The sequence below is a fragment of the Maribacter sp. HS genome (assembly GCF_048059195.1).
Classification (GTDB): Bacteria; Bacteroidota; Bacteroidia; order Flavobacteriales; family Flavobacteriaceae; genus Maribacter; species Maribacter dokdonensis.
On the sequence record NZ_JAYLVV010000003.1, the window covers coordinates 928,357 to 942,115 of the forward strand.

The window sequence follows — 13,759 nt, forward strand, 5'->3', positions numbered from 1 at the left end:
TGCAGATGGTAAGTTACTGATTAGTTTTTAGAGCTGGTTTTCAATTTCTTGATCAATTCTTGTGATTTTAACATTACCCTTGATCGTGATTCTTTTATGGCGTCTTTAATATTGCCGTTTGATTTTGAAACTACATCGTTGGTGGTTGAGATAGCTTTAACGTACCAATCTTCCCAAACTTCTAGAATAGCCTTTTCATTCTCAATGGCGTTGCCATTTTTAATAGCGTTTACGCTTAACTGAAATTCAATTTGTAAACGATCTATGGCTTTTTGTTCCAATAAGGATATTTGTTCTAAGGCAAATGCGGTATTTGAATTTACTAGGGTGAGTCCACTCACTAGTGCCGCAGTACCCACATTTTTCATGGTTTCTTGTGAAACCTTGTCTATACGGTCGTTATCGGTATGGTAAAATTGGTCTGTAAAATGCCAAAGTAAAAGTCCGGGTATATCAGCTTGTAAAAACGGAGTATGATCGCTGCCACCTTCAAACGGGTTGGTTTCTACCACCCAATTCGCAAATTCGCCCTGTTTTTTAAAGGTCGATGTTAAAAAATCATTTAAATAGTGTGGTTTCATGTCTTCTAACTTTAAAACATCACCGCCCCATTCACTGTGTTTATCATTGCCACGAGTCCAAATAGCACTTGGGTCTGGCATTTTTTCAATCAAGAAAGTGCCGCCTGTTATTGTAGTATTTTCGCCTACCATATCAAGACTAATTCCCCATTTAATTCCTTTTGCACGCTCTGGATTTTCTTGAATATACCGGTTGGTAGAAACAATTTCATCGCCCCATAAAAAAGTCATGGTTCTTTTAAATGCTATTTTATTTTCGCCGAATAATTTGGCTGCGGTTTTAGCCATTTCTAATTGCGTGCCAACACCCGTTGCGTTGTCATTTGCGCCGGGTTCTTGAACATGTGCGCTGTACACCAAACGTTCATTGGGCAATTCACTTCCTTTAATATCAGCAACAATGGTCAGTTCTTCGGATGGATATCTTTTGGTTTCTATCTTTACTAGAACTTCAGTAGCACCTGTTTTAAGTTGCGCCACTAATTTTTCTTTTGCTTCATATGACAGGGCAATGCCCCAGAAATCACTATCAGATGGTGAAGGAAGACTTCTAAATTGAATTGAAGTGGTATTTTTCTCTGGTTGTAAATACCCAGGGTTGTCGTAGGTAAGAATTCCTATTGCCCCGTTTTTCATTGCGGTTTTGTACAATTTTCTAGCACTCATTTCTGCAAAAAATACTTTGCCTTTCAAGGAGGCGGACTCCATATCTTCAACAGATGTTACCCATACAACTTCTGCTTTAATACCTTCTTTTGGGGTAGAAGCCGAATTTAAATAAGTCATGTTTCTATTGGTTTGCGAAAGTAGCAAGGGCATTTCTTGACCTACAATTTGTAATGATGCCGAAACAGGTTCCCAGGTTTGACGGTTCATTGCTCGCTTTTCAATACGGTAGGTAAACCGGTCACCAATTTTTGCATCCTCTTCTAATATATAACCTGCTGCTTTTAGACTATCTGCAATAAGGTGAATTGTTTTATTAAAACCGGTGTTGCCCACAACACGCCAATAATCTTCTACAAAATCTGTAGTTTCATAGGCAAGCTGACCCGTGAATTCTGGGCGAACAAGCTCAAAATAATCTACTGGTTTTTCTTCAGGCTGCTGAGAGCATCCTGCTAAAAAAGAAAGGCAGAGTAATGCGGGTACAATGCCCTGCCTTAATAATATTCTTTTGATGGAGATTACTCTTCCCATTTCCATTCGTTGCCAATAATCAATTTCTCTTTTAAATCATTTTTGATCATGAATTCTTTGGTAGTTTCACTATCCATTTTTGTTGCTGGTAAAGTATCGGCATTTGCTAGAGCATACAGCATCATTGTGCCAAAACGTGCCGTATTTTTCATATGGTCTTCATTCACCAAATGAAAATCGTCACAATCAGAATGGTAACATCCGTAGATAGAACGGTCTAAATTACTATGTACCGATAAAATGGGAACTCCCTCAAGCATAAATGGTTGGTGATCGCTATGTAGCCCTGATCTGTTGGAGAATTTGTTTTGATAAATAGTGTCCTGTTTTTGAATGGCAGCACCTAAATCTTTAAAAAACTGTTCATTATCTAATTTACCGCCGGCATTCATACCTATTGGGTTGCCGGACATATCTAGGTTCATCATATATTTGATGTTCTCAATGGTATTGTTTTCAACAGCTTGATCTACCAAATATTTAGAACCTAGTAAACCTTGTTCCTCTCCCATGAACATTACAAACTTCACGGTTCTTTTTGGCTGTAGATTATTAGCCTTAAATGCCCTAGCAATATCAAGCACCGCAAATGAACCAATACCGTTATCTATGGCACCGGTAGCCAGATCCCAAGAATCTAAATGACCACCAATGACAATTTCTTCTTGAGGTATTTCCGTACCTGGTAATGTTGCAACTACGTTTCTTGCCTTAATCATATCGCTTGTATTGGTCATGTCAATTTTGGCGGTAGCTTTTTTGATCTTCAACGTTTCTTTTAATGCCATGCCATCTTCCTTGCCAATACATACCGCAGGTATTGGAATCAACTCTCCTGTAACCGAAGCTGTACCTGTAAGCAAAACACCATTATCCACTTGGTTAATGATAATAATACCAATAGCACCGTATTTTATGGCTAAAGCTGTTTTCTCGCTACGGTGTAAATTGCTTAACCCTTCTTCGCTACCTGGTAGAATATTAATATATACCAAAGCTATTTTTCCTTTTACGGCATCTGGCTTGGCAGCGTAGTCTGCATCTAGTCCATTGCCCATGTCTACAATTTCACCGGTAACGTGTGCCTCTACAGGTGCATGACCTAAGGTCACTACCTTAATATCATCCTCGTTGATGGTTAAAGTAACTTCGCCTCTTGCCCATGCTTCAACTTCAAAAGTTTGGTAGACAACATCTTCAAAACCATATTCCTTGAATTTGTTATAGGTGTATTCTTCTGCCTGTGCACCGTTGGTTGATCCTGTTAACCTATGACCTATAGTTTCTGTAGCTTCCTTTAATGTGTTATAGCCTTTGGAATTTTGTTTTATTTCGGTATCAATACGGGCAAAAAGATCGGATTGTGTTTCTTCTTTTGGTGTTTCTGAACATGCCTGTAGGCATAGTGCACCTAAGATGAGGTAAGCAATTTTTCTCATGAGTTGTCTTTGTTTGGTTTAGGTATACAAGTTAGCCATTTTGTAGCTAAGAAGTTGTGCTAACATTCTTGTAAATTTTATAATTCCATGCCCTATTTTTTAAGGAAACAACACATAATGCGTAATTTTATATCAAAATATAAATTCATGAAATACGATCAAATACCTAACTCCCTATTTATAAAGAACCGTAAAAAGTTTATGGACCGCATGCAACCTAAAAGTATTGCAGTTTTTAACTCTAACGATATTTACCCGATAGGAGCCGATAGTGTTTTGCCTTTTGAGCAACATAGAGATATATTTTACCTATCCGGTGCTGATCAAGAAGAAACGATACTGGTGTTGTTTCCCGATGCCATTAATAAAAAAAATCGCGAAGTTTTGTTTGTTCGTGAAACCAATGAGCATATTGCCATTTGGGAAGGTGAAAAATTAACCAAAGAAAAAGCTACGGAAGTCTCTGGTATAGAAACCATTTGTTGGTTGCAAGATTTTGATAAAATCTTCTTCGATCTAATGACCGAAGCCGAGACTATTTATTTCAATACAAACGAACATTACAGGCAGGCAGTAGAAACGCAGACTAGAGAAGATCGGTTTATTGAAAAATGTAAGCGTGAATATCCTGCTCATCGCGTAGCAAAGAGTAATCCTATTTTGCAGGAAATTAGAGGTGTAAAAGAGCCTGAGGAAATTGAAATTATGCAAACGGCATGTAATATCACTGAAAAAGGATTTAGAAGACTACTTAGTTTTGTGAAACCAGGGGTAATGGAGTATGAAATTGAGGCTGAGTTGCTGCATGAGTTCATAAGAAACAAATCTAAAGGTTTTGCTTATCCGCCAATTATTGCATCTGGTAATAATGCTAATGTTTTACATTACCTAGAGAATAATAAACCATGTAATGCAGGTGATTTAATTTTGATGGATACTGCTGCAGAATATGCCAATTATTCTAGTGATCTTACTAGAACTATACCTGTAAGCGGAAAATTTACCAAACGCCAAAAAGAGGTGTACAATGCTGTTTTACGTGTAAAAGACGATGCTACCAAAATGTTGGTGCCGGGTACGCTTTGGGCAGAATATCACAAGGAATGTGGTAAAATAATGACCTCAGAACTTTTAGGTCTTGGTTTGTTGGATAAAGCCGATATACAAAATGAAAATCCCGAATGGCCTGCATACAAGAAATACTTCATGCACGGTACAAGTCACCATATTGGTTTGAATACGCATGATTATGGGGCTTTGAAAACACCAATGAAAGCCAATATGGTATTTACAGTAGAGCCGGGTATTTATATACCTGCGGAAAATATGGGTATTCGTTTAGAAGATGATGTGGTTATTCAAGAAAAAGGAGAACCTTTTAACTTAATGGCGAATATTCCGATTAAGGCAGATGAGATAGAGGAATTAATGAACAACTAAATAGCAAGCATGAAATTAGTATCGTGGAACGTTAATGGAATTAGGGCTTCGGTTAAAAAGGGATTTGAGGATATTGTAAAGGAATTTGATGCCGATGTGTTTTGTGTTCAAGAAACCAAAGCGCAAGATGATCAGGTTGCCGAAGCATTGAAAGAAATTACAGATTATGAACTGTTTAGTAATAGTGCCGAAAGAAAAGGATATTCTGGTACCGGAATTCTTTCTAAACAGAAACCTGTGGCGTTCAACAAGAATATGGGGGTAGAAATTCATGATTTAGAAGGAAGGATTACCCATTCTGAATTTGAACACTTTCATTTGGTGAACGTCTATATTCCAAATAGCGGTAGTGGACTAAAAAGATTGGATTACCGTGCCGGATGGGATAAAGATTTTACCAATTACCTAAAAGAGCTTTCAAAATCAAAACCGTTGATCATTACTGGTGATTTTAACGTGGCACATACTGAGAACGATTTAGCGAACCCTAAAAGTAATTACAACAAAACATCGGGATTTACCCAAGTGGAAATCGATGGATTTGACCATATGTTGAAAGAAGTCGGTTTAATAGATAGCTTTAGAAAACTACACCCTACTACGTTCAATAAATATACTTTTTGGAGTGCACGTGGTGGTGCAAGGGGTAGAAACGTGGGCTGGCGTTTAGACTACTTTTTGGTAAGTGAATCTATTTGGGACAAAGTAAAGTCCGCTGAAATTCATGATCAGATTATGGGCAGTGATCATTGCCCTATTAGTTTAGAAATAGATTTTTAAAAAAAAGAACGGCCCATTTTTAATGGGCCGTTCCTATAAATTGGGGGAATATTAATTCTTACATACCTGGTAAAACCACGGCATCAATAACATGAATTATTCCATTTGATTGGTTTACATCTGCAATTGTCACAGTAGATATATTACCCGCGGCATCTTTTAATTGAACCTTCTTTCCTTTTAGCATTGCAGTTAAAGTGCCACCGTTTACTGTAGTTAATTCAGCTTTTCCGTTACCATCTTTAATCATCTTCATTAAATCCATAGCGCTGACTTTTCCAGCAACTACATGGTATGTTAAAATCGATTGTAATTTCGCTTTGTTTTCAGTCATTAACAAGGTCTCAACAGTCCCTTTTGGTAATTTCTCAAATGCTTCATTTGTAGGAGCAAAAACTGTAAATGGACCTTCACCTTTTAAAGTTTCTACTAATTCTGCTGCTTTTACTGCTGCAACTAGAGTTGTGTGGTCTTTTGAGTTCACTGCATTTTCAATGATGTTTTTATTAGGGTACATTTCAGCGCCACCGACCATTTTGGTCTCCATCATCATTTTTTCCTTTTTCATCATTTTCTTGTCCTTCTTCATTTCCATAGCACCATCTTGAGCGAAGGATGAAGTAGTAAGTCCTAAAGTTAAGGCAAGAGTGGCAAGTTTAATCGTATTTGAAATTTTCATAATCTAATTTTTTAGTATACCTCACTTACGGAAACCAAATGGCGAAGGTTTGGTTTTTGGGTATGAATTAGATGTAATAAGTTTTCAGTAATTTATTTTTTGTTGGCGTTTATATAAATATTGAAAATTACGAACACAATCAAAGCTGGCAAGACCCAGCCTAAACTATACTGCTGAAGCGGAATCCACGAAAACGTATTTGCTTCAGGTGTTATTGCTCCAATACTTCCCAAGAAATCAGGAATACTAAATAGTATGGTGGCTATGGTTACCGCTCTAAATACCAAAGACGATGCATATTTATCTGGCACTACATTCAAAACAATGAGTATAATGGTAATGGGATAAATGAACATTAAAGAGGGTATGGCTACGGCAATAATATAAGCTACATTGAACTGGCCAACAAGAACACCTAATACACTACCAATAATAGCCATAATGGTATATGCCGATTTTGACTCATTAAATCTTGATGCTACAAAATCTGCCGTACCGGTTACGATACCTACTGCGGTGGTAAAACATGCTAAACCTACCAGTATACTTAAGAACAAATTACCGATGTTACCTAAACTCTGTTTTGCTAAACCGGATAATATTTCGGTTCTGGTCGTTTCTGCATTAAAAACAGCATGAGACAAGGCTCCAGAAAGAATAAGACCCATATAAATTAAAAACAAGGCCAAACCGGCAAACCAGGCAGCATTTCTAATTAATGTTTTCTTTTCGTCATAAGTTGCATCAACATATTTTAGGTTGATGGATATGATGATTACCCCACCAACAACTACAGCGCCAATAGCATCGAATGTTTGGTAGCCTTCCAGTATTCCGTTGGCAAACGGACTGGCAATCGTAGTGCTTCCAAAATCAAAGGGGAAAGAGAAAATCGTTATTCCTATTACCAAAAGAAGAATTAAAATGATAGCCGGAGTCAATATCTTGCCTAGTATATTCAATATTTTAGAACGGTTAAGCGCAAACAATAACACAAAAGCAAAATAGATGCTGCTGGTATACCAAGAAGATATATCCCAAAATGGCTGAATGGCCATTTCATGCGTTACAGATGCTGTTCTAGGGCTGGGGAGTGCTATGGCAATAGCGTATATGAAAAATGCATATACTAAGCTGAAAATAGGTGAGACCTTATTGCCAAAGTCTATTAGGGAACCCTGTAATTTTGCATGAGCCAAAATTCCGAGAACGGGAATGGCCACGGCAGAGAGTCCAAAACCGATAGTAACTACCAGCCATTGATTTCCAGAATTAAACCCTAATAGGGGAGGTAAAATAAGGTTGCCCGCTCCAAAAAAAAGAGAGAATAGAGCAAAGGCGGTTACAAGGGTTTCCTTCTTTTTAAACATAGGTACAAATTAAGTGAAAGATTATTAAATAACAGGTAAGCCAAGCTTTTTCATTTTTTGAAACCGCAAAAAAAAGAGCATTGACAACAGCATAGGTGAAACTCACAACAATTAGTGGTTCAGTCCTTTAATATACTGTACTTTAACAAAAGGAAAATAAGCGTATGCTAATTTCCTTGAGTTTCAACCTAATATATTAACCGCATTTTCTCGATCACCCAAATCGGAATTCTTGCAATAAAACCTACAGCATGAAAAAAATATTCTGCAGCATCTTTGGCCATCACTATTCCATTTCTAAGAAAGTGACATCTCACATTAAGGAGTACAAATGTATTCATTGTCAAAAAGAAGTAACCACAGACGTAAGTGGCAACTTGTCTATATTGACACCTGAATTACAAGATATCAATAGAACATTAGAACATATTTACCAAAGAAGACATACGGCTACGCAACAACAGGTAGCATAGTCATAATAGGTATTTATTAGTCAAATGAATTCCAACCCTGCGCGGTTAACGGAATCTTCGTATTATTCCTAGAAATTAAGTAAGCCCCTTCGTCTTTTCCCGTGGTATGCCCTATGACGGTAAGGTTAGGATTGCCTTTAATTTTTGGGAATTCTTTTTGGTCAATAGTGAACAATAGCTCATAGTCTTCTCCACCGCTTAGCGCTACAAGGGTACTGTCTATCTTGAATTCTTCACAAGCAGATATTACGGTAGGGTCTAACGGAATTTTGTCTTCGTACAAGTCAATTCCCAATCCGCTACTTTTACTCAAATGAAGAATTTCTGAGGATAGACCGTCGCTAATATCTATCATTGATGTAGGATGAACTTCCAATTTTTTTAATAACTCAGGTATATCCTTTCTTGCTTCAGGCTTCAACTGTCGCTCTACGATATAAGAATAAGGTTCTAAATCGGGTTGACTATTAGGGTTTACTTTAAAAACCTCTTTTTCCCTTTCCAGAACTTGCAAGCCCATATATGCCGCACCCAAATCACCGGATACAACCAATAAATCGTTTGGTTGTGCACCTGATCGGTAAGCAATATCTTCTTCATTGGCAATACCTATTGCGGTAACACTGATCATTAAACCTGTTTTGGAAGAGGTAGTGTCACCACCCACTAAATCAACATTATATGTTTTACATGCCGTAGCTACGCCAGCATATAATTCTTCAAGAGCTTCTAGCGGAAATCTATTAGAGACTGCAATAGAAATGGTTACTTGGGTAGCCGTAGCGTTCATGGCATAAATATCGGATAGGTTTACCATGATAGATTTATACCCTAAATGCTTCAGTGGCATATAGGCAAGATCAAAATGAACGCCTTCAATTAAAAGATCGGTACTTATTACAGTCTTTTTATCCTTGAAATCTAAAACTGTGGCATCATCACCAATTCCTTTGAGTGTAGATGCTTGTTTTATTTCAAAACCCTTGGTAAGGTGTTCAATGAGCCCAAATTCGCCCAGTTTCTCCAATGATGTTCTTTCTTGTTCTTTATCTTCTAGCATGTTGCAAAAATAAGAAGTAAAATAAGATGTATGGCATAAAAAAGACCGAAGCTGAAAAGCATCGGTCTTAGTACTAAAATTATAAAGTTGTTGCGTGTTTATCCTAAAGAATAACCATCTCTATAGGTGCGTTTTACGTATTTATTTGCGGGTTCAAAATTAGTGATTTTCATATTTGCGGCATCCCATTGTAGGCGTTTTCTACCGTGGTATTGTTTGCCACCGCCCCAAAAGCTTTGGTTCTCTACCGTAGGGTCTACTTCAAAATAAGATTTTAATGCTAAGTTACCAATTAGGATACTTTCTGTAAATGGTCCGGCATAATCAAAGGATGAACTGGTCTCTGCATTACCGTAACCGGCCATACAAGCGTTTACCCATTGTAAGTAGTGCCCTTCTGGTACACGAGCAATGGTTTGTTCAACTTCAAACTGTTCGTTTAGGCTCAGTGGAAGTAAACGCGGATTTGCACCATAACAATCTGCCATTAACTTTCCTTTGGTACCTATGAACAATACACCACCATCCCAGTTTCCTAAAGCTTCATCATCACCTAGTTCCTCTGGTCTTTCAGGTAATAGTCCGCCATCCATCCAGGTTACTTTTATTTTTCCTTTGCCATCCGTTCTTGGGTAGCTAAGGTGTATTTTACTGGAATTCGGGAAACTTTTAGGGTAATCTTTATATTGGAAATTGCCACTGAAGGAGTCGGATACACTACACTCTACGGTATCAGGATATAAAATCGGAAGAATTCTATATACCGGATCCATAATATGGCAGGCCATATCACCTAGTGCACCTGTTCCAAAATCTGACCAACCTCTCCAATCAAATGGAAGGTAGGCATTGTTATAATCTCGCATTTGTGCGGTACCTAACCAAAGATCCCAGTTTAGACCTTTAGGAACACGATCTTTTTTAGTTGGTGTTTGTAATGCCTGTGGCCAAATTGCTCTGTTGGTCCAACATTTTACGGTATGTACTTCACCTATAATTCCGGTGTCATAAATTTCTTTCATGGTACGTACACCGTCACCAGAACCACCTTGGTTACCCATTTGAGTAACAACTTTGAATTTTTTGGCAGCCTCTGTTAACATTCTTGCTTCCCAAATATCATGGGTCAAAGGTTTTTGTACATACACGTGTTTGCCCATTGACATTGCCTGGTAAGCTGCAACGGCGTGGTTGTGATCGGGTGTAGAAACAGAAACGGCATCAATGTTTTTACCTTCTTTATCTAACATTTCCCTAAAATCATTGTAATAACTGGCTTTTGGGAAGTTTTCTCTAGAAGTAACCGCTTGCCTATCATCTACATCACAAAGCGAAACAATGTTAACGTTGGGGCTCTCGGCAAACGATGCAATATCGCTTTGCCCTTTACCTCCTGCGCCAATACCTGCGATGTTAAGTTTATCGCTGGGAGCAATAAAGCCCGTTCCTCCAAGTACATGTCTTGGTACGATCATAAAACCGGCTGCCGCCATACCGGTATTCTTCATAAATTTTCGGCGGGTGTTCTTTTTGTCGTTGATTTTGTTGTTTGACATAAGTTGTTGTTGTTTGATTCGGTAATGAAGATAATCGAATTCTTTTGAAATTTAAATGGTTAACGGATTTAATACATTCTATATGAATGCATTTAGTATCTTTAAGTGTTGACTATAAATTGATTGCATGAGAAAGGTGATTTGGTTTTTAACATTTTCTTTGCTTTTTAGCTGTTCTTCAGATGATAGCGCCAATTCAGAGCTAGATGATGAGGTAGAAGATGAAACGCCTTCCAACATACCTAACGAAATAGGAAGTGTACCATGCAATAATGGAATGGCAGGCATTTACCCTTGTAATGGCTATGATTTGGTAGCGCATATTTCTTTAGACGATTTTTCTGCTAGCGAGGCTAATGATATATGGGGGTGGACCGATGCCGAAACAGGTAAGGAGTATGCCATAATGGGCTTGGATAATGGTACGGTATTTATAGATATTTCCGATGCTGAAAACCCCATGTACTTAGGAAAACTACCAACAGCTACAACTGCCAGTTCCTGGAGAGATGTAAAAGTGTATGAAGATTTTGCTTATGTGGTCTCAGAGGCTAACGGTCATGGTGTTCAGGTGTTTGATCTAAAGCAGTTGCGAAATGTTGTTGGCCCTCCCCAAGAATTTACGGCGGATGGGCGTTATACCGGACTTGGAAATGCACATAACATTGTAATAAATGAAACCTCTGGTTTTGCCTATCCGGTCGGTACTGATAGGGATGATGAGTTTAACGGCGGAGTGCATTTTCTTGATCTACAAAATCCTATTGTTCCTGTACTTGCAGGTGGTTGGGGTTTAAATGGCTATACGCATGATGCCCAAGTGATTACATATAATGGACCTGATGCTGATTATCAAGGGGCGGAAATATTTGTGGGTGCTAATGAAGACTTAGTGGTAGTCGTGGATATATCGGACAAGAGTGCACCGGTAACCTTGGCCACATTGCCATATCCTAATATTGGCTATACACACCAAGGTTGGTTTACGGAAGGTCAGCGTTTTTTTATCCTAGGTGATGAACTGGATGAGGTGAGACAAGGTTTTCAAACACGTACGCTAATTTTTGATATGGCAGATTTAGAGAATCCCGTATTGCATCACACGTATTTAGGTCCTACGAATGCCATAGATCATAATGGTTATGTATTGCAAGATGAGTTTTTCTTGGCCAATTATACTGCCGGTGTGCGAATTTTGGATATTTCTGAAATTGAGAACAGTGTGGTTGTTGAAACAGGGTATTTTGATACCTACCCTGAAAATGATAATACGCAGTTTTCAGGTGTTTGGAGTGTTTATCCTTATTTTGAAAGTGCCAATATTGTTGTAAGCGATATCAATAGCGGTTTCTTTATTATTAAAAAATCGAACTGATGATAAGACGAATTCTTTTGTTCTTGGTGCTGTGTGTTGTTTTTTCTTGTGCAAAAGAAGATGCAGAAGTTGCTTTTAACGGGCTAGAATCTGAATTTGTAGGGGAGTTGGTTTGGGTCAAAAATTTTGGCGGTAGTGGAAACGAAAGTGCTCAGGCAATTATTGGAACAAACGATGGCGGTTTTGCCGTTTTAGGATATACAGGTAGTATTGATGGTGATATTGCTGCAAAGTTTGAGGAAGAAAATGATTATTGGTTTTTAAAATTTGATGCCAACGGAGTTTTACAATGGAACAAAACTTATGGCGGTAGTATGGACGATATCGGTCAGAGTTTGGTTCAAACTACAGATGGTGGTTATGCGCTAACGGGTTATGCCATGAGTAGTGATGGTGATGCTACCAATAATCAAGGTTTTCATGACAACTGGATTTTAAAATTAGATGCACAAGGTGTTTTGGAATGGGAAAGTAGCTACGGCTTTTCTGGACATGATCATTCATACGATATTCTTGAGGCGTCACAAGGTGGGTACTTTTTTACGGGTTTTTTAGATATTACCTCGGCCAGGGCCGACGGCAATACTGAAAAAGGAAACAGTTTTACCAGCCATGGGGTGGGTGAATTTTGGGGAACCAAAATAGATGAAAATGGAAGTATTCAGTGGCGAGGTTATTTTGGTGGAACAAACAATGACCGTGCTCACAGCGTGGTTCAGAGTAATGATGGTGGTTTTGTAATGGCCGGCTTTACTGAAAGTGATGATTACGATGTTAGTAGCACCAATGGTAGTTATGAGTTCTGGGTAGTTAAGGTAGATGCATTTGGTAATCTGCTTTGGGAGCATTCATTTGGGGGCGATGGTATTGAGGTTGCATATGATATAGCAAAAACCTCAGATGATGGTTATGTTGTGGTAGGAAATACATTTAGTGACAATGGAGATGTATTGGTCAATCATGGAGGGTCTGATGTGTGGATGATTAAAATTGATACCGAAGGCAACCTTGTATGGGAGCAGACCTATGGCGGATCGGAGTTTGATCTGGCACAAGCTGTTGTGCAGAGTAAAGATGGCGGCTTCTACATTACCGGTAATTCAAAAAGTGATGATAAGAACAGTTCGTTTAATTATGGTGAGAATGATATTTGGCTGTTGAAAGCCAACAGTGTAGGAGAATTGGTCTGGGAGAAATCCTATGGAGGATCGGGACTGGATTTTGCATATGATCTCATTGAAAATAAGGACGGAAGTGTAATGGTGGTGGGAGAAACGGCAAGTACTGATTTTAATACCTTGACCTCTAAAGGAAATACAGACCTTGTACTTCTAAAAATTAAATAACCTTCAACAGTTGATCATAGGATTTCTCTATTGACTTATACGTTATAATAATGTAAGGTTCTATGGTAAAAACCTACTTATAACGTATATTTGTAAACTATTTTTAGATTAAATCGAGATATTATGATTCAAGTATCAGAAACGGCTAAACAGAAAGTCATCAGCCTCATGACAGAAGAGGGTTTTGATGCTTCTAAGGATTTTGTGCGTGTTGGTGTTAAGAGTGGCGGGTGTAGTGGATTATCTTACGAGTTAAACTTCGATAATAAGAAAGATGATGCTGATAAAGTGTTCGAAGACAATAATGTACGAATTATCGTAGATAAAAAAAGCTTTTTATATTTAGTAGGAACTGTGCTGGAATACTCAGGTGGTCTAAACGGAAAAGGATTTGTTTTTAACAACCCTAACGCACAAAGAACCTGTGGTTGTGGCGAAAGTTTTTCATTATAGAATGAAG

Annotated in this window: 12 protein-coding genes; 6 read left to right on the plus strand and 6 right to left on the minus strand. The window is 38.2% G+C overall.

The window, feature by feature from the left end; translation table 11 throughout:
- Positions 1–20 precede the first annotated feature (20 nt).
- Positions 21–1,781, minus strand: coding sequence for a M28 family peptidase (locus tag VBZ51_RS09160; protein ID WP_416576713.1), 1,761 nt, complete (start codon positions 1,779–1,781; stop codon positions 21–23).
- On the minus strand, positions 1,769–3,220 hold the full coding sequence (locus VBZ51_RS09165) for a M20/M25/M40 family metallo-hydrolase (protein WP_416576714.1): 1,452 nt from the start codon (positions 3,218–3,220) through the stop codon (positions 1,769–1,771). The genes VBZ51_RS09160 and VBZ51_RS09165 overlap by 13 nt, the downstream gene beginning before the upstream one ends.
- 147 nt (positions 3,221–3,367) lie before the next feature.
- On the opposite strand from VBZ51_RS09165, the gene VBZ51_RS09170 reads away from it, so the two are divergent.
- Positions 3,368–4,660 carry an aminopeptidase P family protein gene (locus VBZ51_RS09170; protein WP_416576715.1) on the plus strand — a complete coding sequence of 431 codons (1,293 nt, stop codon included), beginning with the start codon at positions 3,368–3,370 and terminating at the stop codon, positions 4,658–4,660.
- A gap of 9 nt (positions 4,661–4,669) precedes the next feature.
- Positions 4,670–5,440, plus strand: coding sequence for an exodeoxyribonuclease III (locus VBZ51_RS09175; RefSeq protein WP_416576716.1), 771 nt, complete (start codon positions 4,670–4,672; stop codon positions 5,438–5,440).
- Positions 5,441–5,498: 58 nt separating this feature from the next.
- Here VBZ51_RS09175 and VBZ51_RS09180 read toward each other — a convergent pair whose 3' ends face one another.
- Together VBZ51_RS09180 and brnQ are read right to left on the minus strand one after the other, a co-directional pair.
- Positions 5,499–6,119, minus strand: coding sequence for a fasciclin domain-containing protein (locus tag VBZ51_RS09180; protein ID WP_071340890.1), 621 nt, complete (start codon positions 6,117–6,119; stop codon positions 5,499–5,501).
- A gap of 92 nt (positions 6,120–6,211) precedes the next feature.
- Positions 6,212–7,489: a branched-chain amino acid transport system II carrier protein gene (gene brnQ / locus VBZ51_RS09185; RefSeq protein WP_416576717.1), complete on the minus strand. Its 1,278-nt coding sequence runs from the start codon at positions 7,487–7,489 to the stop codon at positions 6,212–6,214.
- A gap of 251 nt (positions 7,490–7,740) precedes the next feature.
- Between brnQ and VBZ51_RS09190 the strand changes: the two genes are divergently transcribed.
- Complete coding sequence (locus tag VBZ51_RS09190; RefSeq protein WP_074670994.1) at positions 7,741–7,962, plus strand: hypothetical protein; 222 nt, start codon at positions 7,741–7,743, stop codon at positions 7,960–7,962.
- Between the two features lie 16 nt (positions 7,963–7,978).
- Here VBZ51_RS09190 and thiL read toward each other — a convergent pair whose 3' ends face one another.
- Positions 7,979–9,022 (minus strand): thiamine-phosphate kinase, encoded by a 1,044-nt coding sequence (thiL, locus tag VBZ51_RS09195; RefSeq protein ID WP_058104480.1) that lies wholly within the window; start codon positions 9,020–9,022, stop codon positions 7,979–7,981.
- A 98-nt stretch (positions 9,023–9,120) separates the two neighbouring features.
- Positions 9,121–10,578: a Gfo/Idh/MocA family protein gene (locus tag VBZ51_RS09200; RefSeq protein WP_074670997.1), complete on the minus strand. Its 1,458-nt coding sequence runs from the start codon at positions 10,576–10,578 to the stop codon at positions 9,121–9,123.
- A 127-nt stretch (positions 10,579–10,705) separates the two neighbouring features.
- Here VBZ51_RS09200 and VBZ51_RS09205 point away from each other — a divergent pair, with 127 nt between their 5' ends.
- The 3 genes from VBZ51_RS09205 (at position 10,706) to VBZ51_RS09215 (ending at position 13,752) form a co-directional block, all read left to right on the plus strand.
- On the plus strand, positions 10,706–11,953 hold the full coding sequence (locus VBZ51_RS09205; RefSeq protein ID WP_416576718.1) for a choice-of-anchor B family protein: 1,248 nt from the start codon (positions 10,706–10,708) through the stop codon (positions 11,951–11,953).
- Positions 11,953–13,299, plus strand: coding sequence for a hypothetical protein (locus tag VBZ51_RS09210; protein WP_416576719.1), 1,347 nt, complete (start codon positions 11,953–11,955; stop codon positions 13,297–13,299). Before VBZ51_RS09205 ends, VBZ51_RS09210 begins: the two co-directional genes overlap by 1 nt.
- 123 nt (positions 13,300–13,422) lie before the next feature.
- Positions 13,423–13,752 carry a HesB/IscA family protein gene (locus VBZ51_RS09215; RefSeq protein ID WP_074671006.1) on the plus strand — a complete coding sequence of 110 codons (330 nt, stop codon included), beginning with the start codon at positions 13,423–13,425 and terminating at the stop codon, positions 13,750–13,752.
- Positions 13,753–13,759 lie beyond the last annotated feature (7 nt).